Annotated in this window: 17 protein-coding genes and 1 pseudogene; 1 reads left to right on the top strand and 17 read right to left on the bottom strand. The window is 69.9% G+C overall.

The window, feature by feature from the left end; all coding sequences use genetic code 11:
* Positions 1 to 24: 24 nt before the first annotated feature.
* Both aiiT and Q5761_RS09320 read right to left on the bottom strand, forming a co-directional pair.
* On the bottom strand, positions 25 to 861 hold the full coding sequence (gene aiiT / locus Q5761_RS09315; RefSeq protein ID WP_318750381.1) for a quorum-quenching N-acyl-homoserine lactonase AiiT: 837 nt from the start codon (positions 859 to 861) through the stop codon (positions 25 to 27).
* Positions 862 to 1,551: 690 nt separating this feature from the next.
* The gene (locus tag Q5761_RS09320; RefSeq protein ID WP_318750382.1) at positions 1,552 to 1,710 is read right to left on the bottom strand and encodes a hypothetical protein; all 159 of its coding nucleotides are present in this window, start codon (positions 1,708 to 1,710) and stop codon (positions 1,552 to 1,554) included.
* 14 nt (positions 1,711 to 1,724) lie between these two features.
* On the opposite strand from Q5761_RS09320, the gene Q5761_RS09325 reads away from it, so the two are divergent.
* Positions 1,725 to 2,231, top strand: coding sequence for a cytochrome P450 (locus tag Q5761_RS09325; protein WP_318750383.1), 507 nt, complete (start codon positions 1,725 to 1,727; stop codon positions 2,229 to 2,231).
* A gap of 9 nt (positions 2,232 to 2,240) precedes the next feature.
* Here the strand turns inward: Q5761_RS09325 and Q5761_RS09330 are convergent, their stop codons facing one another.
* The 15 genes and pseudogenes from Q5761_RS09330 to hpaB all read right to left on the bottom strand — a co-directional run bounded on the left by Q5761_RS09330 (position 2,241) and on the right by hpaB (position 19,557).
* Positions 2,241 to 3,284: a 2-phosphosulfolactate phosphatase gene (locus Q5761_RS09330; RefSeq protein WP_318750384.1), complete on the bottom strand. Its 1,044-nt coding sequence runs from the start codon at positions 3,282 to 3,284 to the stop codon at positions 2,241 to 2,243.
* 223 nt (positions 3,285 to 3,507) lie between these two features.
* Positions 3,508 to 5,448: an AMP-binding protein gene (locus Q5761_RS09335; RefSeq protein WP_318750385.1), complete on the bottom strand. Its 1,941-nt coding sequence runs from the start codon at positions 5,446 to 5,448 to the stop codon at positions 3,508 to 3,510.
* 20 nt (positions 5,449 to 5,468) lie between these two features.
* Positions 5,469 to 6,455 (bottom strand): phosphotriesterase-related protein, encoded by a 987-nt coding sequence (locus tag Q5761_RS09340; protein ID WP_318750386.1) that lies wholly within the window; start codon positions 6,453 to 6,455, stop codon positions 5,469 to 5,471.
* A 293-nt stretch (positions 6,456 to 6,748) separates the two neighbouring features.
* The gene (locus tag Q5761_RS09345; protein ID WP_318750387.1) at positions 6,749 to 7,174 is read right to left on the bottom strand and encodes a transposase; all 426 of its coding nucleotides are present in this window, start codon (positions 7,172 to 7,174) and stop codon (positions 6,749 to 6,751) included.
* Between the two features lie 40 nt (positions 7,175 to 7,214).
* Positions 7,215 to 7,736: pseudogene (locus tag Q5761_RS12435) on the bottom strand (transposase); the annotation flags it as partial.
* Between the two features lie 42 nt (positions 7,737 to 7,778).
* On the bottom strand, positions 7,779 to 8,216 hold the full coding sequence (locus tag Q5761_RS09350) for an ABC transporter substrate-binding protein (protein WP_318750388.1): 438 nt from the start codon (positions 8,214 to 8,216) through the stop codon (positions 7,779 to 7,781).
* A gap of 63 nt (positions 8,217 to 8,279) precedes the next feature.
* On the bottom strand, positions 8,280 to 9,095 hold the full coding sequence (locus tag Q5761_RS09355) for an SDR family oxidoreductase (RefSeq protein ID WP_318750389.1): 816 nt from the start codon (positions 9,093 to 9,095) through the stop codon (positions 8,280 to 8,282).
* Positions 9,096 to 9,456: 361 nt separating this feature from the next.
* Entirely contained in the window at positions 9,457 to 10,437 is a 981-nt protein-coding gene (locus Q5761_RS09360; RefSeq protein ID WP_318750390.1) for an NADPH:quinone oxidoreductase family protein, read from the bottom strand.
* Between the two features lie 188 nt (positions 10,438 to 10,625).
* A complete protein-coding gene (locus Q5761_RS09365) occupies positions 10,626 to 12,287 on the bottom strand; it encodes a long-chain-fatty-acid--CoA ligase (RefSeq protein ID WP_318750391.1) in 1,662 nt (553 codons plus the stop codon).
* A 556-nt stretch (positions 12,288 to 12,843) separates the two neighbouring features.
* Positions 12,844 to 13,977 carry a phosphotransferase family protein gene (locus tag Q5761_RS09370; RefSeq protein WP_318750392.1) on the bottom strand — a complete coding sequence of 378 codons (1,134 nt, stop codon included), beginning with the start codon at positions 13,975 to 13,977 and terminating at the stop codon, positions 12,844 to 12,846.
* Between the two features lie 75 nt (positions 13,978 to 14,052).
* On the bottom strand, positions 14,053 to 15,258 hold the full coding sequence (locus Q5761_RS09375) for an acyl-CoA dehydrogenase family protein (RefSeq protein WP_318750393.1): 1,206 nt from the start codon (positions 15,256 to 15,258) through the stop codon (positions 14,053 to 14,055).
* A gap of 458 nt (positions 15,259 to 15,716) precedes the next feature.
* Positions 15,717 to 15,890 (bottom strand): hypothetical protein, encoded by a 174-nt coding sequence (locus tag Q5761_RS09380; RefSeq protein WP_318750394.1) that lies wholly within the window; start codon positions 15,888 to 15,890, stop codon positions 15,717 to 15,719.
* Positions 15,891 to 16,145: 255 nt separating this feature from the next.
* Positions 16,146 to 16,436, bottom strand: a complete 291-nt coding sequence (locus Q5761_RS09385) for a putative quinol monooxygenase (RefSeq protein ID WP_318750395.1) — start codon at positions 16,434 to 16,436, stop codon at positions 16,146 to 16,148.
* A gap of 321 nt (positions 16,437 to 16,757) precedes the next feature.
* Entirely contained in the window at positions 16,758 to 18,023 is a 1,266-nt protein-coding gene (hpaD, locus tag Q5761_RS09390) for a 3,4-dihydroxyphenylacetate 2,3-dioxygenase (protein WP_318750396.1), read from the bottom strand.
* 13 nt (positions 18,024 to 18,036) lie between these two features.
* Positions 18,037 to 19,557 (bottom strand): 4-hydroxyphenylacetate 3-monooxygenase, oxygenase component, encoded by a 1,521-nt coding sequence (gene hpaB / locus Q5761_RS09395; protein ID WP_318750397.1) that lies wholly within the window; start codon positions 19,555 to 19,557, stop codon positions 18,037 to 18,039.
* Between the last annotated feature and the right edge of the window lie 17 nt (positions 19,558 to 19,574).

Consider the following 19,574-nt stretch of genomic DNA (forward strand, 5'->3'; position numbering starts at 1 on the left):
GATGCGTCCTCGACCTCGGGCCTGTCATTCGTAGTACCCCTCGGTGGACTTGATCAGCTGGGCAAACTGATCGGCGTCGTGTCCAAACCACACCTGGGAACGGGTGGCTTCCGCCAGCCGGCGGATGCGTTCGACGGTGCGGGTGTAGCCCAGCGAATCGTAGATGATCCCCGGCAGCCGAACGGGCGGACCGTAGTTGGCGGCACAATAGATCGCATCGGATGCGAGAATGATGCCGCCGGTGTGGGGCAGCTGCACATGCAATCCCAACATGCCGAAGGCGTGACCGCTGCCCAAGTTCAGGATCTGGATCCCCTCCACCAGCGGAAGATCGCCCTCGTCGCTGCGAACCGGCCGCCAGTGGAGCTCGTTGCGGATCCACGCGTCGATGTCGTCCCAGATGTAGGCTCCCAGCCGCTGGTGCATGGCATACAGCTTCAAGGCGCCCGCCAGTTCGTCATCGTGGACGATGATGGTCGACTTGCGAAAGTACTCCAGACAACCGGCGTGATCGAGGTGCAGATGGGAGCACACCACGTAGCGAATGTCGTCAGGGCGAACCCGCAGTTGTTCCAGTCGGTGGGGCAGATAGCAATCCTCCCCGCTCACGATGGGGAACGTGTTCTGGGTCTGTTCCGGCCAGCGGCCGTTCGGCCCCATGGCGTTCGGGTTGCAGCCGGTGTCGAACAACACGTTGCCGTCGGGGTGGTCGATGAACACCGAGTAGATGGGGAACTCGATCCATTCGGCGGGCCGGTTCGGATTGTCCCGGGAGGCGAGGGTCGCCCCGGCGAGCATCAACGACTTGTCCATCTGCATCCGGCCGCAGTCCAGGACGTACAGTTTCATGCGTGCTGGCATGGTGCCATCCCCCAGTTCCACAAAGATTAGGCCTCCTATAGGCCTTCACGCTCTGCGTCCCGACGGTCCCTGACTGCCCTCGCTCCGTTCCTTGCTCGTCACCCCTTCCTCCATTCACCTAGACCATCCACCGGGGCGGTGTGCTTGCAGGTATTGCTGCCACGATGCCGTCCGAAGGTTCTCCTCCTTCCCTGCGCCCGCGGCCTCGCCCCTGGCGGGACCGGTGCAGACTCTTGTATCAATTCGGATCAACCAGACCATTGGTGAATGTTCTCGGTAAATGTTCTCGGTAGTGGTACTCTGTAGCGGGTACGATTCCTTCCACATTATGGGGAGGAACGCTCGAAATGACGTATGATGCGACCTGGGATGGTGTGAAATCGTCGGACATTCATGGCCGGCCTGTCACCGACCACCCCGGGTGCGGCCCCGCCGGCAAGGAAGGACGAGAAGGCCTGTCCATGACGACGATGCCCCGGCCCCGCATCAAGACCGCCCGCCTCTGGTTGAAGTGACACGTGTGCCCCGTTCCCGGCTTCCACCCCCTCCGCAGGCTCCACCCCCATCCGGCCCTACTATTCCTGCCATAGAGGGCCCAAATCGCCTGCACCTGCTGGACCGGGCCCGCGCCCTGGGCGACGATCCCGCCGACTTCGGCGTCGCCTTGCGGCAAGCGGACCCGGGGGCCCTTCACCCGAAAAGCGCCGGCGCCACCAGGAGCGCCACCGACGTGATCACGGCATACACCAGGAAGGTCACCACGGTGAAGCCCATGATGTCCCGGAAGCCGACTGGCCGGGCACGAGCCGACGGCCGCGGCGCTGTCGTGGACGTGATATCTTCTGGCACAGCACCCCGCCGCGGTGGAGCGGCTGCGCCGGGAGCTCCACGACGTGCTCGGCGATCGCGATCCGACGGCGGACGACCTGCCGCGCCTGCCCTACACCCAGGCCGTCCTCCGGGAATCCATGCGGCTGTACCCGCCCGCCTGGATCCTCAGCCGACGGGCGGTGGAACCGTTCACGCTGGGTCCCCACCGGTTCCCGGCTGGGACCCTGGTGCTGATGTCCCAGAGGGTGGTCCACCGCGACCTGCGCTTCCACGACGAACCCGCCGCCTTCCGGCCGGAGCACTGGCTCGGCGACCTGCCACGCCGACTGCCCGCCTTCGCGTACTTCCCCTTCGGCGGCGGGCCCCGCCGCTGCATTGGCGAGTCCTTTGCCCTGCTCGAGGCGAGCCTGGTGCTGGCGGTCATCGCCCGGCGGTTCTCGCTGGAGCTGGCACCCGGCGCCCGGGTCGAACCGGCGCCGGCCGCCACCTTGCGGCTCCAACACGGCCTCCCGATGCGCGTGCGCCGCGTGCAGCCCTGACCGTCTGCCTCACCCGGCGGGTTCCAACCGCCGAGCCCAGCCGTCCTCAAGGCACACCACGGTGGAGCTGGCGCCGATCGCGGCCGCGAATGCGAGGAGCTCGTCACCGGGGTCGCCGGCGGCCAGGGCCCGCCCGGTGCGGGAGACGCGCAGCACGGCAAGGGCGGCACGAGCGACCGCCCCCGCCGAGCCGGCGTCGGGTGGCGAAGGCGGGCCGGGTGGCTCCTGATCAGGGTGGCGTCCTCCCGCCGCCGGCGGCACGAGGGCGCGGACCGCCTCGCATCCCAGAGCACCTGGCCCGCCCTGTCCGCTCGGGGGAACGACAACGCGTTCGCCGTGAGTCGGCACCCGCTCGCGGGCCTGCGCGGGGGCGGGACCGCCGTTCCCCCAGCGGCCGGCGCCACCGGATCCCGGATCCTGGCCGCGGCCTTCACCCCCGTGGCCGCCGACACTTCGCTCCCCGAGTGCGTCCAGCGGACCCAGGTGGCGGCGAGCGAAGTCCATGGCCAGCCAGGTGGCGTCGTCGCAGACCGTCCCCTCGCGATAGAACAGCGCGGCGATCAGCCCGGCGCAGAGGAGGTCTTCCAGCGCCAGTCGGGCCCGCGAACCGCAGGCGATCAGGTAGAGGCGCTCCGGGTTCACCCGCCGCAGGTACGCGGCCGTCGCCGGGGCGTTGCGCAGGCAGGCGAGCAACAGCGGGCGGGCCGTGCGGGCCCGGTGCATCGCGCGGGTGCCATTCGTGCTGGTGAAGATCACGGTGCGCCCGGCGACGTCTTCCGGCGCGTACTCGTGGGGGAAGGGGCCCCGGTCGAACCCGGCCACGGGCAGTCCCTGCTCCTCTCCCCCGAGCAGCACCGTCCCGGGCCCCAGCTGGCGAGCCATGGCCCGGGCAGCGTCGGGGCCGGGTGCGGGATGAACGCGGCACGCACCCCGCTCGAGCACGGTCACGATGGTGGTGGTCGAGAGGAAGACGTCGATCACCACCGCCGCCGCACTGGCGAGGCCCTCGGGGTCGATCTGCTCCTTGATGAAGAGCGTCGTGATGCGCGGCATCGCAGCCTTCCCACAGGGTGCCTTTCACCGGCTGGCGGCCCATTCCTCCCGCACCGCCCCGCTCGCCCGGGATGGGCGTCCCACGCCCCCACACCGCCGCCCGCGGCCGGTCACGATCGCCCACTCCGTCGGGGCCGGTGCACCGGCCGCAGGCTGGCGTCCCATGCCGTTGTCGCCCCGCCGGCCCGGGATGGCACGCCGGAGCCGTTCACGGCGCGGCGTCTCACCCGCGGGAACCCGGTTCCTCCCGTTTCTCCCCCTGCCGCAGCACCCGGCGCAGGATCTTGCCGGTCAGCGTCTTCGGGAGCTCGGGCACGATCTCGACCTGGCGCGGGTACTTGTAGGCCGCCATACGCTCGCGGCAGAAGGCGATGAGTTCCTCCGGCGTGACCTCGCCCGGGTAGTCGGGCTTCAGGGCGACCACCGCCTTGACCGTCTCGCCCCGGTAGGGATCGGGCACCCCGATCACCGCCGCCTCCCGCACCGCGGGGTGCTGGTAGAGGACGTCCTCGACCTCCCGGGGCCAGACCTTGAAGCCCGAGGCGATGATCATGTCCTTCTTCCGGTCGATGACGTAGAACCAGCCATGCTCGTCCATGCGGCCCACATCGCCGGTGTGGAGCCAGCCGCCGGGCAGGGCGCGGGCCGTCTCCTCGGGCTTCTGCCAGTAGCCCGCCACCACCATCGGCCCGCTGGTGAGGATCTCCCCGACCTCGCCGGGCGGCAGTTCCTCCCCCGTGTCCAGGTCGACGACCTTCACCACCGCGCCGGGCACCGGCACGCCCACGGACAGGGCGCCCGACTCGGGGTCGACCGGCGCCCGCACGCCGTAGGGCACCGCGTGGGACGGGGAGGTGGTCTCGGTCAAGCCGTAGATGTTGTGGATGTAGGCGCCCGTCGCGGCCTCGAAGCGCTCGACCACCGCCGCGGGGATCGGCGCCCCGCCGCTGTAGGCCTTGCGCAGGGAGGCGAGGTCGCGGCGCCGGAAGTCGGGGTGGTTCATCAGGGCGATGTACGCCGTGATCGCCGCGACCATGAACGTGCCCCGCCACCGTTCGATCAGGCGCAGCATCTCGCCGGCATCGAAGCGGTAGCCCAGGATGACCGGGATCCCCGCCAGGCCGGCGACGGCCAGGTGGCCGATCAGCCCGGTGATGTGGAACAGGGGCGCGGCCCCGACCACCACGTCGCCGGGCCCCAGCCGCATCCAGGTCCGGTAGACCTCGGCGTTGTAGGCCACGTTGCCGTGGGTGTTCATCGCCCCCTTGGGCGAACCCGTGGTGCCGGAGGTGTAGGTCAGGAGGGCGACGTCGTCAGGCGCCGGCTCGGCCCCCGGATCGGGCGCCCCGTCCAGCCGGCGGCAGAGTTCCACCAGATCGAGGGTCTCGGAGGGCGCCCGCTTGGACGAACCGGCCAGCGCCGGCGGCAGCCGCCCGGCCCCCGCCGGCGCCCGCGGCGCCGCCTTCGGCCCGGCACCCGCCGGGACGCTCCCCGAAGGCGCGGCCCGCCCCGAAGGTGCCTCGGCCCCTCCCCACTGCCGGGCGGCGTCCAGCCGCAATGCGGCATCGGCGGCATCGACCGCGTCGTGCGCGCCGACCGGATCGGCCGCGTCGACCGGGGCGGCACAGGGATCATCCGGCTCCTCGACCAGCCCGGCCAGGAAGTCGAGCTCCGAGGTGGTGATCACGTGGCGCACGCCCGTACGGCCGAGGGCGCCCCGGGCCACCTCCTCGTAGAGGGACTCCAGGCTCACCAGCACCGAGGCGCCCGAATCGTTGAGGTGGTACTCGAGCTCGGACTCCTTGAACATCGGATTCAGAGGCACGGCGATGGCGCCGGCCTTCCACGCCGCCAGCAGGGTGATCCAGAACTGGGGCACGTTCTGCAGGTACAGGGCGACCCGGTCACCGCGGCCCACCCCCAGATCCCGCAGGGCCGTGGCGAGGGCGCTGCTGAGCCGATCCAGCTCGGCGAAGGACACCGTGCGGTCGAAGTAGTGGATCGCCGGCCGCTGCCCCACCCGCCGGGCCGTGGCCCGGAACTGGCCGATCGCCGACTGCCGCGGGGCGGGAAGGTCCGCCGGCACCCCGTCCGGGTACAGTTTCAGCCAGGGGCGCGCCGCGTAGGCGGACGCCGGCGCGCCCCCGTCGTGGCGAGACGGCATGGCCGATCACCCCGCCGCGGCTACGCCTCCGCCCCGAACAGGCGGGCCGGGTTGTGGACGAAGATCGTCTCCAGGTGCTCCGGCCGCACGCCGGCCTCGAGGAGCGCCGGCACCACGTCCTCGAAGAGGTGGGTGGGATGCCAGCCCGCCAGCAGGTCCTCGAGGGCGGGTGGCCAGGTGACGGGGCGGCCCAGCCAGAAGTTGACGGTGTCGTGGGAGAGCATCAGCCGGTCGGCGAAGCCGAGGCCGACCAGCCCGAGCACCAGGGCATTGCGGGCCTGGTCGGTCGGCATGCCGACGAAGGACTGGATGCCGTAGCGGTCGAAGGCGATGAAGACCCCGTGGGCCAGGGTCGCCAGGTGGTAGGCGATGTCGGTGTTGCCGTCCATGTGGCCGATCATGATGCGGCGGGGATCGGCGCCCTCGCCGACCAGCAGCTCGGCCTGCTCGGGGCCCATGGTGCCTTCCTGGGTGTGGGTGATGATCGGCACGCCGGTCTCGCGCTGGACCCGTGCCGCCGCGCGGAAGAACATGTGCTCGTACTCGGTGATCACCCCCTTGCTGGAGGCCAGCTTGATCACGCCGGCCTTGATGCTGGTGCGTCCAATGCCGACCGTCAGCTCCCGCATGAACATCTCGTAGATCTCTTCCTCGGCGTCGCCCAGGGCCCAGCGGAACTTGAAGTAGGCGGGCGCGCCCTCGCCCTCGTAGTAGTAGCCGGTCGAGCAGATGATCTGCAGGCCGGTCCGCTCGCTGATCTCCCGCAGCAGCTCGGGATCGCGGCCGCAGTCGTTGGGCGTGGCGTCGACCACCGTGCGCACGCCGTGGGCCATCACCCGCCGGGCGACGTCGAGGCCCACCTGCAGCGCCCGCTCCCGGTCGTAGGGAGCGACGGTCAGGTCCCCGTGGAAGCCCGGGTACCCGAAGACGAAGTGCTCGTGGACGAGGGTCTTCCCCAGTTCCTCCGGACGAACCGGCCCCGTCACGGTGTTCACCGTGCGGCTCATGGAACACACCCCCACTGGCGGGCGGCTCTCCGCCCCCGGTGTCTGGGATCTCCCGCCGTGCTGCCCGTCCGGCGTCCCCAGCCACCGGACGGGATGGACGACCCCGATGCATGTCTATGAGCACTCGGCTCGGGACATGCCACAGGCAGGACGGCCAAACCCCGTCCCACCGTCACAATGGACGAGCTGGCCCCAAAGTTCCCCGCCACGGGCGACCGTTGACATGACAGAGGGTGAGCTCCCTCCGCTGGTCGACCCTGTGGTGACCGTACGGGAGTTGGGCCTACAGAAGGTCACCAACACCAACGGAGAGGTGGTGTTCGTTCTCCCGCTGGGTCGGGCACCTGGATACGCCCGGGATGAGGCCGTCTACACTTTCGATGTTTGGCTGCCCACTGCTCCGTTTCATACCGTGGTGCGGCCAGCTGCTCCAGCACGTTGAGCACCTTGTGGTTCCAGCAGCGCTGCTCCTCCGCTTCCGGCCAGACGTTGCGCAGCGCGCCCCAGATCCCTAGGTGCCCATCCCCGATCACCAGCCGCGGCGCGTTCATCCCTCGGTCCCGCAGGTCCCGCAGCACCTCCGACCAGCTCGCCACCGACTCCCGGTAGCCCGGCACAACCGCCACCACCTCCTTGCGGCCGTCCACGAGGCCCGCCACGGCCACGAGCAGCGCCGCCCGCTCCCGCTCCAACCCCGCCTTCACGTACACCCCGTCCACCCACAGGTCCCCGCTCCCGCTCCAACCCCGCCTTCACGTACACCCCGTCCACCCACAGGTCGACCACCTGCAGCTCATCCAGCCGCCGCGTCCGCCAGGCCTCCCACTCCGCCTGCCACCGCTCCTTCAGGCGCGCCACCGTCCGGGCGGAAAGCGGCGCCTCTTCACCGAGCAGCCCCCGCAGGGCCAGGTCGAAGTCCCCCTCGGCCAGCCCGTGCAGGTACAGCTCCGGTAACAGCTCCGAGACCTCCTTCGTGCGCCGAACGAACAGAGGCAGAATCCGGCTCTCGAACCGCTCCTCGAGGCCCCGCACCCGGGGACGCCGCAGGGTCAGGGTGCCCATGGGGGTGGTCAGCTTCCGCGGCTTGCCGTACCCGTTCCGGTACCCGGCCGGTGCATCGACGGCGGCACGCCGCTGGTCGCGGACCCGGCCCAAAAGCTCGGTCACCTCGGCCTCCAGCGCCTCCTGGATCAGCGCCTGGATCGCGTTCCGCAGCCACTCGTGCAGTCCTTCCCAGGTGGGGCTTGACGTCAGGTTCCCCGACGTGGTCCGCTGGTGCATGGCGGTGGCTCTCCTCCCTCCGGGCTTCCAAGCCCTCGTTGTTCACCAAGAGGAGGGTACACCGCCTTCGCCATTTACACACCTTTTGAGGGTACCTCCCAGCTTCTTCACTGCGGCCACAGTGCGGGAGGGCTGGTACTGGTCGTCTTCGATGATCAGCTTGAACTTGCGCCCGTTCACGCCGCCCTGGTTGTTGACGTACTTGAAGTAAGCGTCCAGGCCCTTGGCATTCTCGCCCCAGGCGGCGGCCGGCCCCGTCAGGGGCATGAAGGTCCCCACGACGATCGTGTCGCCTGTGACCCCCGGGGTGGACTGACCTGACGAACCCTGTTGGCTTGCGGAACCTCCCGTCGGCGCCTGGCCACCGCCACCCCCGCACGCCGTGACCAGGACGGCGACAGCGGACACCACCAGGGCGAGCCAGCGCCGGTGCGAACGGCACCTGGCCTCGTGCCTCCACAGCGTTCCACCAAGAGACATCGCCGCCGGTACCCCCTCAACCCCAGATCGGTGCGGTCGGTCGTTGCCCTCGCGGCTGCACGCCTATTTGGCACTCGCTCCCCCGTCGACGACGAACACTTGACCGGTGATGAAGTCACTCGCCCTGGATGCGAGGAGGACCGTCACCCCCTTCAGGTCATCGTCACCGCCCACGCGGCCGAGCGGATTCTGCTGGCGGATGCGGTCGCCAAACCGTTCCAGGGTCACCCTCGTCATCCTGGTGGGGAAGAAGCCGGGCGCGATGCAATTCACGTAGATGCCGTACCGGGCCCACTTGACGGCCAGGTCCCGGGTCATGTTGATGACCGCCGCCTTGGTGGTGTTGTAAGCGATGGTGTCCATCACCGCGGGGTCGCTGCCGCGCAGCCCCGCCACCGAGGCGATGTTGATGATCTTGCCCCCGCGACCCTGTCGGATCATGACGCGGCCGACCGCTTGTGTCATCAAGAAGGTGCCCGTCACATTGGTGTCCACGACCCGCTGCCATTCCTCGAGGGTGATGTCCTCCGGACTAGCCTTCCACGTCATGCCGGCGTTGTTGACGAGGATGTCAATGCCGCCGTAGTGCTCGACCACCTTCTCGACGGTGGGGGCGATGGTCTCGAAGCGGGAGATGTCACAGACCACGGGTAGACAGTCATGGCCTTGCTGGCGCAGGATCGCCGCGGCTTCCTCCAGGCCGGGTTGCCGCCTGGCGGTGATCGCCACCTTCGCGCCCGCTTCGGCCAGTGCGGTGGCCATCTGCAGGCCTAGCCCCCGGGACCCGCCCGTCACGAGGGCCACGCGACCGGTAAGGTCGAACAGCTCCTGGACCCGCATGACATCGACCTCCGTGGGCTCCACGCACGGCTGTGACAAGCGCAGGACGAGCCCCCGATGGGGCAAGGCCCCAGGGAGGCAATGACCCGCGTACGGCGAGACCGGCGTACGGAGACCCCCAGAAGTCCTCACCCGCCGTCGCCGGGGGACAGCCACCGCGGTAGCGCCGGCGCAGTTGGCCGTAGGCCGTTCACGGTGGAGTGCAACAATGCGGTGCTACGACGGTGTCCAGGACCCGATGGCGGAGTTTGGTGCAGGTGATTCAACCCCGATGAGCCCCTGTCCTGCTCCTTCCTGCAACCGTTCACCCCGCGACGAGTGCACCTCACCACCACCCCGGGCTGCATTCCGCCCGCGGTCGACCCGTCGCCGCTCCCACGCCGGCACCGAGCGAGGAGTCCTAGGGAACGAGGACCAGCTTCCCCCACGACTGGCGACCGGCCAGGAGGTTCAAAGCCGTGATGGCCTCTTCGAAGGCGAAGTGACGGAAGATCAGGGGTTTGATCCGGCCCTCGGCATACAGCCGCAGCAGCCGCTCGTGGGCCTCGCGCACGGCTCCCGGCGCCAGCCGCGCGTGATAACCCCAGTGGATGCCGAGCACGCTGTAGTTCTTGACCAGGACGTGGTTCGCCGGGATCTCGGGGATGCGGCCACCGGCGAACCCCACGACGAGGATGCGCCCTTCCGGCGCGATGCACCGACGCGACCGGTCGAAGACGTCTCCGCCCACCGGATCGAAGACCACGTCCGCCCCGCGACCGGACGTATGCTCCTTGACCACTTGGACGAAGTCGTCGCGCCGGTAGTCGATCGCCAGGGCGGCGCCCAGCCGTCGGCAGAGTTCGACCTTCTCGGGACCGCCGGCGGTGGCGACGACGCGGGCGCCGGCGATGGCACCCAGCTGGATCGCCGCCGACCCCACGCCGCCGGCACCGGCGTGCACCAAGAGCACCTCACCCGGTTGCAGGCGGGCACGCCGGTGCAGCGCGTACTCGGCCGTGTGGTAGGTGATGAACATCGCCGCCGCGTCGGCGGCAGGCATGGCCGGCGGGATCGGATAGACGCGGTCCTCAAGCACGACAACGAACTCCGCCAGCCCCCCGTCGGGCAGGACCGGCAGCGCCACCACGCGCTGCCCGGGCCGGAACGAGGTCTCCGGCCCTGCGTCGACCACCGTGCCCGCGACCTCCGCCCCGGGCGTGAACGGCAGGGGAGGCCGCTCTTGGTACTCGCCGCGGCACAGCAGGATGTCCAGGAAGTTCAGCGCCGCGGCTTCGACACGGATCTTGACGGTGCCGGGCCGCACCTCCGGTTCGGGCATCTCTTCGAGACTGAGGACTTCCTGCGGGGGTCCCAGCCGGTGAACGCGCCAGGCTCGCATCGGCAACCGCCTCCTCCCGCGCCATCGGTCAACCGTAGCCGATTGGGGTTCTCGTATGCCGCGATGCGATGCCGGAGCGGATGCAGGGATCGCGCCCAGATCCCCTGCCGCGGGTGGACGGGCTGGCGCGGGCGCCCCACGCGCCGTGGCGCGGGTTGCCCCGTGCCGCCCGCCGGCACGCGGCGCGGTCACGTTCCCGCCCGTTGGCGTTCCCGCTCCTGCAGCACCCGCCAGAGGACCTTGCCCGACCCGCTCTTGGGCAGACTGTTGACGAACTCGACCTGCCGGGGGTACTTGTAGGCGGCCATGCGCTGCCGGCACCAGTCGACGATCGCCTCGGGCGTCACCCGACCGCGGTACTCGGGCCGCAGCACCACGTACGCCTTGACCTCCTCCCCCTTGCGGGGGTCGGGAACGCCGACCACACAGGCCTCTTGCACCGCGGGATGCTTGTACAGGTAGCTCTCGACCTCGGCGGGCCACACCTTGAACCCGGCCGCGTTGATCATCCGCTTGGCACGGTCGACCAGGAAGAAGTACCCTTCCTCGTCGTAGCGGACGATGTCGCCGGTGCGCAGGTAACGTCGACCGTCGATGACGACGAAGGCCGCCTCGGTCTCGTCGGGCTTGTTCCAGTAGCCCTCCATGACCTGGGGACCGGATACGAGGAGCTCGCCCTCCTCGCCTGGGCCCAGCTCCCGGCCGGTGGCCACGTCCACGACCTTGCAGTCGACGTCCGGGGCTGGGATGCCGAGGCACTGCAGCTTGGGGCGGTGGGGCGGGTTGAAGTGGGTCTGCGAGATGGTCTCCGTGAGCCCGTATCCCTCCACGTAACGCAAGCCCGTGAGTGCGAACAACCGCTCGCCCACCGCTTCCGGCAACGCTGCACCCCCACCACCGACGAACAGCAGCGAGCTCACGTCTTCGCGCCGCAGGCGCGGGTTGTGGAGGAAGTCGATGACCATCGTGCTGATGTTCATCCAGTGGGTACACGCGTACCGGGCGATGGCCTGCAGGGCGGCATCGCGATCCCAGCGGGTGAGCATGACCGAGGTGGCGCCGACGAAGAGTGGCACGTTCATGCTGTGTTGCAGCCCGGTGACGTGAAAGAGCGGGAGCACGGTCAGATGCACGGTACTCGGCGCGATGCCGTTCCAGTAGGCGGCGCCGACCACGTTCGTGATCACCGTGGCATGGGTGTGCATGCACCCCTTGGGTGTACCGGTCGAACCCGACGTGTACGGGAGGACGGCCAGCCGCCGGGGATCCGTGGGAACCTCGGGGGGCGCGGCGGGAGCATCCAGGAGCTCATCCCACGCGACGAACCCGCTGTCGGCACGCCGTGGTGCGGCGACGACCTCCGGCACGGGCAGGGACGGCGCTTGGGGCAGGTAGTCCGCGTAGACGACGCGCACAACTGCGCGTACCTCGGTGCGAGCGCCGAGGGACTCCACCGCCGGGGAGAGCTCGTCGCCCGCGAAGAGTACCTTGGCCTCGCTGTCACGAAGGATGTAGGCCAGTTCCTCCGCCCGCAGCATGGGATTGACCGGGACGACCACCCCACCCGCACGCACGATGCCGTAGAAGGCGATGACGAACTGGGGACAGTTCTGCAGGTAGAGCGCCACGCGGTCACCGGGCTGCACGCCGAGCCTGCGCAGCCCCGCGGCGACCCGGTGGACCGCCTCGCCGAGCTCCCGGTACGGGATCGACCGCCCGTAGTAGATGATGGCCGGCTTGTCGGGGAACCTCCGAACCGTCGTCTCGAGGAACTCCCACAGCGGCACGCGGGGATAGTCCAGATGCTTCGGCAGATGCGGCGGCCACACCCCGTGGTGGCGGGTGAACATCGGAACCCCTCCCCGTGTCGACGCATCCCTGCCCTCGCCGGGCTTGGCACCGCTCATCCAGCGGTGCGCGCAGTTCTCGTCCGATGCGGGCTTAGATGTCGCGACCGAACCATTCCTGACCAGTGGCAAATCACTCTGCCGTCAACCTGCGGGTAGCGGTGGTCGTCGGTCATGTATGCGGGGCCGGTGCCTGAGCAATCGCCCCGAAGGGCCGGTCGCCGGCGCCAACCTGTCCCACAGCCATGCGTATGCGTCACCCCTTCCGCCACCGGGTCCACTGGCGGGACACAGCCCCCGCCCGCGACGGGTCCGCGCTACGTGCATGCCGGTGACCGCAGGTTCCCGCAGGCTCAGCCCCTTGGGGATCCGGCCCCGCGGAGGCGGAGCGTCCTTCCAGGCTTGGCGCTGCTTCCACTCCTTGCTCGTCGCCAGGAACAGTTCCGGTCCCTTGTTCGGTGCCTGCATGAAGGATGCTCACCCGCGGGAGATCGGGATGCCCAGGCCGGGTCCTTCCGAACCTCCCTGATGAGGCCGATCCGCGGGCCCCCTGCGTCGCTCAGAGCAGACCCCGCCCGCGGCCGGCCACGGCTTCGGCGGCGTATTCGATCAGATCACGGGCCATGGCGCCGAAGGTGGCGAAGCGCGGGTCCCGCGTCTGGCCCGCCCGCCAGCGGTAGTAGATCTGCTGGACGATCACCGCCAGCTTGAAGTAGGCGAACAGCAGGTACCACCCGATCCCGGACACGTCGCGACCGGTCCGCAGGGCATAGCGCTGCACGAACTCCTCGCGGCGGATGAACCCGGCCTGGGTGGTCACCGTGGGTAGCCCGTGGCGCAGGACGTCGGGGTCGTCGGCGTGGACCCAGTAGCTCAGGCTAACCCCCAGGTCGAAGAGGGGATCGCCCAGGGTGGCCATCTCCCAGTCAAGCACGGCGACGACGCGGTCTAAGGTGGGTGCGAGCACCAGGTTGTTCAGCTTGAAGTCGTTGTGGATAAGAGCCGAACCGGCCTGGGCCGGCACGTGCGCCTGCAGCCACCGCAGCAGCGGGGCCAGCGCCGGGATCGGCTCCGTCTCGACGCGCTGCCAGCGGCCGATCCAGCCCTCGACCTGGCGCTGTAGGAACCCCTCGGGACGACCCAGGTCGGCGAGACCGGCAGCTCGGAAGTCGACCGCGTGCAGGTCGGCCAGGGTGTCGACGACGAGATAGGAGAGCTGGCGACAGAGGCCGGGCTCCGGCCGCACGCCGGGCGGGAAGTCGCGATCCAGCACAATGCCCGGGCGGTACTCCATGACGTAGAACGGGGCGCCGAGGATCGACGCGTCGGCGCAGATCGCCAGCGGCCGCGGTGCGAGCGGGAACACCGCATGCAGGCGCTCCAGGATCGTCGCCTCTCGGACCATGTCGTGGGCCTTGGGCGGCAGCGGCCCGAAGGGCGGGCGCCGCAGCACCGCCTGCCACGTTCCCGCCCGGAGCAGGTAGGTCAGGTTCGAGGCGCCGGCGGGGAATTGCCGCACGGTCAGCGGTGGACCGGGGAAGGCGGGCACCCGTTCCTGGAGAAAGCGGGTCACCGCGTCGAGGTCGAACTCCTCGCCGGGCCGCACGGGGATCGTGGCCGGTGTCGCGCCTGCGGGGCCTGTTTCCTCCGGACGGACGGGCCGCGCCCTCTCCTCAGTGGGCCGGTGGTTCATTACGTCACCTCCTCCCGGCGTAGGTGGCGGCACGCCGTGCACGGGTGCGGCAGCCGGCGCCGACGGAGCCGGTGATCAGCCCGCCCGATCCCCGGCGCCGGCGAACTCGCGGAAGATGCGCCGCGCCACCACCACCCGGTGGACCTCATCCGGCCCGTCATAGATGCGTGCCGCCCGGGCCTCGCGGTAGAAGAGCTCGAGCGGGGTGTCCTTGGAGTAGCCGAGGGCCCCGTGGACCTGGATGGCCCGGTCGACGACGTCGTGCAGCACCTTCGCGCCGAAGAACTTGATCAGTGAGATCTCCTTGCGGGCGTCCAGGCCCTGGTCGATCTTCCACGCCGCGTGCAGGGTCAGCAGGCGGGCGGCCTGGATCTCGGCGTAGGAGTCGGCCACGAAGTTCTGGATCGTCTGGAACTCGGCCAGCAGCTGTCCGCGCGTCTCGCGGGTCAAGGCGCGCTGGACCATCATCTCGAAGCTGCGGTTCATCACGCCGATCCAGCGCATCGCGTGGGTGATGCGGCCGGGGCCGAGGCGTGCCTGGGCGATGCGAAAGCCGTCGCCGACCTCGCCCAGTGTGTTCTCGATCGGCACGCGGCAATTGTCGAAGACGATCTCGTCGTGAGTCGCCAGGCTGCCCTCGTCCATCACGGGCACGTGGCGCACGATGCGGAACCCGGGCGTGTCGGTGGGGACGATGATCATGGTCGCCCGCCGGTGGGGTGGGGCGTCGGGATCGGTCACCGCCATGACGATCGCGAAGGCCGAGCGGGAAGCATTGGTGATGAACCACTTGTGGCCGTTGATGACCCAGTGGTCCCCGTCGCGGACCGCGCGGGTGCGCAGCCTGGTCGGGTCCGAGCCCGACACCTCCGGCTCCGTCATGGCGAAGCAGCTGTAGACCTCCCCGGCGAGGTTGGGCTTAAGGAACCGCTCCTTCTGCTCCGGCGTGCCGAACATCCAGAGGATCTCCTGGTTGCCGGTGTCGGGGGCGCTGGTGCCGAAGGCCCGCGGTGCCAGCGGGCTCCGGCCAAGGATTTCGTTCATCAGGGCCAGGGTGACCATCCCCATGCCCAGGCCCCCGGCCTCCTTGGGCATGTGAGGTGCCCAGAGCCCGGCCTCCTTAACGACGTGCTGGAGCGCGCGCATGCGCTCTTCGGGGAACGTACCGGTGCGGAAGAACTCCTCTTCCGCAGGGTAGATGTACTCGTCCATGATCGCGCGGGTGCGCTCCAGCACCGCTTCCTGCTCTGGGGTGGGGCGGAAGTCATACACGCAACTCACCTCTGTAGCGTCTTTGCAACATCTCCCGGGGTGAGCACGACGGATTCCGGCGTGTGGGCGCCGCGGGGGTATGAGTTGCCTTCGCCGGCGAGAAGGAAATACCTGCCCTGGCCTCCTGGAGGCCGCCGCGTGGGTGCCGGGACCAGGCGCGGAGGGTCGCCCACGGGCGACGGCGCGGGCCGGCTGCGCGCGATAACCGCATCCCCCACGACGATCCGGACCCTTGAACGCAGCGGCGTCAAGCTATCGGCGCCCTTTCACGGGCATCCTCCAGCGTCGTCGTTGGACGGCCGCCCTGCGCTACGCCCCCCCAACCCTGCCCTTTCGCAACGGGTCGGCATCCACCCTGACGCGTTCCGGTAGGCTCGATGAGGTTGCCTCCCCCCTCCTCCCGGGTGGCCGGGGTCCCCGACCAAGGCGACGGAACCCAAACCACGGATTTCTCGGATTCCGTAATTTCAACCCGGTCGATGGAGGGCCGCCGCCTCGACCTGGATCTTGACGGTGCCGCGACGAACCGTCGGTTCGGGAATCTCCTCGAGCTGCAGGGCCTGCTGGGGCGGCCCCAGCTCATGCACAACACGCCATGCCCGCATGACCTCGTCCTCCCCGACCATCTTTGGAACCGTCACCGTGAGCGTCCGCGCGCCCCCTTCGTGGCAACCACCGAGCTACCTGCCTGAAGCCTTCGCCGTGGTCCTGCGGCAATGTGCAAGGCCCGACGGGGTCGATCTCGCCTACGACATCTTGTGCGGACGGGCCGGCCCAGGATGTCCACGACGGCCGGCCCGCTCGTGGGCGCGCCCGCTAGGGGTTCCGAGGGCGGCTTACCCGTCCGGTCACCCTGCCTCCGGCTGCGGTGTTCGGCCGCAACACCCGGGCACCGCCTACGGCTCGACGAGGCGATAGAAATGGCGTTCCCGCCGCTCCAGCAGCGGGACCACGGTCTCCTCGATGATCCGGCGAAAGTGGGGCGTCTGCCAATGAGCCTCGAGGGCGGCCTCGTCGTCGTAGACCTCGTAGAGGAGGAACTCGTCGGGATGATCGAGGGAGCGGTGAACCTTGTAGGCCCGGCAGCCCGGCTCCCGTCGGCTCAGAGGGATCATCTCGCGCAGGGCTGCCTCGACCCGGTCGCCCATGCCGGCACGGCTCACGTATCGGGCGATGAGGACGATCATGCTCTCCCCTCCCCTGACTGACCTGAGGGTCATCCTCAGGAAGGTCTTCTGTCATGAGGCGCTTGCCGGCGACCACGGCCAACGGCAAGGGGATACCGGAACCCGCCAGGCTGGCGGCCGTCAGCGTCCCGATCATGGCGAATTCGCCAATGGCGACGTTGACGATGCGCGTGGTGGTGTACGTCACCACCAGGCCCAGGCCCAGCAGGGCATAGATCATGCCCACCATGACGCCCGAGGCGAGCAGTTGGGGGATCTGCGCCAGGAGCTCCGCCGGCATCTCGACCACCGCCCTTGGACCGTTGCTCCATCGCGTCCCCGTCACGTCACCGTCTGCGGCCGCTCGCGGAGCTTGGCCGGTTCGACCGGCACCGGCCGACCGTCGAGGTCCAGCACCCGGCTGGACTCCTCGAACCAGCTGGCGGGCGCCGCGTGGCCCCAGAAGGTGCCCCTCCGCGGGTCGTTGACGCTCCAGCGGATGGGCTCGAAATCCGGGTCGCCGGTGTAGTAGTCGCAGGTATAGAGCTCGATGCGGTGCCCGTCGGGATCCCGCAGGTACACGAAGAAGGCGTTGCTCAAGCCGTGTCGCCCCGGCCCGCGCTCGATGGCATCGGCCCAGCCCGCCGCCGCCAGGATGTCGCAGGCCCGCAGCACGCTCTGGGTGTCGCTGACCCAGAACCCCAGGTGGTGGAGCCGCGGCCCATCGCCGTTCATCAGCGCCACGTCGTGGACGTTGGGCTTGCGGTACATCCACGCCGCCCAGAGCCTCTCATCCGGCCCCGGAGGGTCCGTGGCGGTGTATTCCGAACAGCGGAAGCCCAGGGCCTTGTAGTGGTCGTAGGCGGCCTGCACGTCGGGGACGTGCAGGTTGAAGTGATCCAGGCGCAGGATGTGGGCGCCGCGGTAGCGATCGAAGCGCTGCAACAGGCGCTCTGCCCGCTCCATGCGGCAGAAGAACTCCACGGGAAAGCCCAGGGGGTCCTGGACCCGCAGGGCACGCCCCTGCCCGGGTTCGTCCCCGGGCTCGAGCCAGGTGAACCGGCAGCCCCGTTCCTGGAAGAACGCGGCCAGCCGGTCCAGGTCGTCCTCGCCCGCCACCCGGTAGGCCAGGTGGGCGGCGGCGGGCAAAGCCTGCCCGGGGGCCACGGCAGGCAGGACCTGCCCCTCGGCCGCGTCAGGCAGGCCACGCCCTGGGGGCGCGGCAGGCAGGACGTGCCCCTGGGTCGTCCCAGGGAGGACCTGCCCCGGCGCCGAGGTGAGCCCCGCACCCGGCTCCCCCCGGCCGCCCGGCGATATTGGTCCATGGCGGCCTCCATCAGGCGCCTGCGCCTCCGGGCGCCGGGCGGGCCCAGGCCCTCCGCCGGCCGCCGGCCCGCCGGCGGCCGGCAACTGCCGCAGCACCAGGCTGTGGTGCACCTGCTCCTCGTATCCCCGGAGGTAGAGGGCACCGGGTTCCTCCGCCGTCACCACGAACCCCAGAAGGTCCACGTAAAACCGGCGGGATGCCTCCAGGTCCGACACCAGGAGCTCGGCGTGGGCCGCCCGCACGATGTCGAAGGGCGGCCGCTGCCACCGCATGTCGACCATCCCCGGGCCCCCCTCACAGACCCGCCGCGGCGGCACCGGATGCCGGCCTGGCCTCCGGCCGCGCCGTCCCACCGGCGGTGGCCGGTTCTTCCGTCAGGAACCGGCGCACCCGCTCCTTGAAGGGCTCCCGGTCGTAGCTCGCCACCAGCGCCCCCGCCATCCGCACCGGGTCGCCGAAGAAGAAGTACTCGTACAGCGCCTGCCGCCCGGCGAAGGCGGAGAGGGCCGCATCCCATGCCAGGCGGAAGAGCCGCACCCGCTCCACCCCGTCCAGGGTCGCCGCTTGCAGGTAGCGCTCCACGTCGGCCCGCCCGGGCCCGAACACGTCGCCCTCGGTGGGCAGCGCCATCAAACCGCTGGCCCCCAGCTGCCGGATGATCTCCACGAACCGCTGGTACACCTTGGGGAACCAGTTGCGGCCGGCGTTCAAGGGCCCCCACGCCGGCGTCATCACCCCCCACCGGTTGGGCGCCGCGTCGACCTCCGCCGCCCGCAGCAGGCTAGCCAGGATCTCCCGGGCGACGATGATCTCGGCCACCTTCTCCTGGACGTGCTGGAACCGCTCGATCTGGATGGCGTCGGTGAGCAGCGAGACGAGGCCCAGGATGAACTCCGTCTTGGCCAGGTTCTTCACCATCACCTGGTGGGTCATGAAGGCGGTGGCCGACGTCTCGGCATAGAGGCCGTTGCAGAGCTCCGGGTGGCCGATCATGAAGCACCGCTCGTAGGGCACCAGCACGTCGTCGAAGATCACGATGGCGTCGATCTCGTCGAACCGGGACCCGAGCGGGTGGTCGAACCGGCTGCGCCCGTAGTCGAAGCTCTCGCGGCAGAGGAAGCGCAGTCCCGGCGTGTCGCAGGGGATGGCGAAGGCGTAGGAGTAGGGCTCGTCCTCCGGCGTCGCCTTGAGCAGGGTCGAGGGGAAGACCATGATCTCGTCGGCGATGGGGCCCAGGGTCGCCAGCATCCGGGCGCCGCGGATCACGATCCCGCGGTCGGTGTGCTTGACGATCCGCGCCGCCAGGTAGGGGTCCTTCTGCCCCGCCGGCCCCGCCGCGCGGTTGGCCTGGGGGTTGATCAGGGTGTGGGTCAGCAGCAGGTCGTTCTCCCGGATGTACTCGTAATACCGCCGGATGTTCTCCCCGAAGGCGGGGTCCGCCTGGGCGAACCACTCCGCCGCCCCGGCCATGGCCACGATGGCCCCACTGAGGTAGTCGGCCGTCCGGCCCAGCATGCCGCCGCTGTAGTCGGCCCAGACCTTCATGAAGGCCCGCCGCCGGGCCAGGTCGTCGCGGGTACGCGGCATGAGGAACTGCACCCCCACCGGGTCGCCGGTGGCGGGCGACGGATAGGTCATGACGTCCCGGAATTCCGGCCGGTGTTGGAGGTCGTAGAGCTCGGCGTAGGTCCGCACCAGGTTGCGGAAGGCCGGGTGATCGGCGATGCCGCCCGTCACCCGCTCCCCGTGGATGAGCACGTCGCGCCGGGACGCGTTGAGCGCCTCCACGTAGGCACGGCCGTCCCGTGCCGGCATGTTCCCCCTCCTCGCGT

It is taken from the genome of Thermaerobacter composti (assembly GCF_033582035.1).
GTDB classification, from domain to species: domain Bacteria; phylum Bacillota; class Sulfobacillia; order Thermaerobacterales; family Thermaerobacteraceae; genus Thermaerobacter; species Thermaerobacter composti.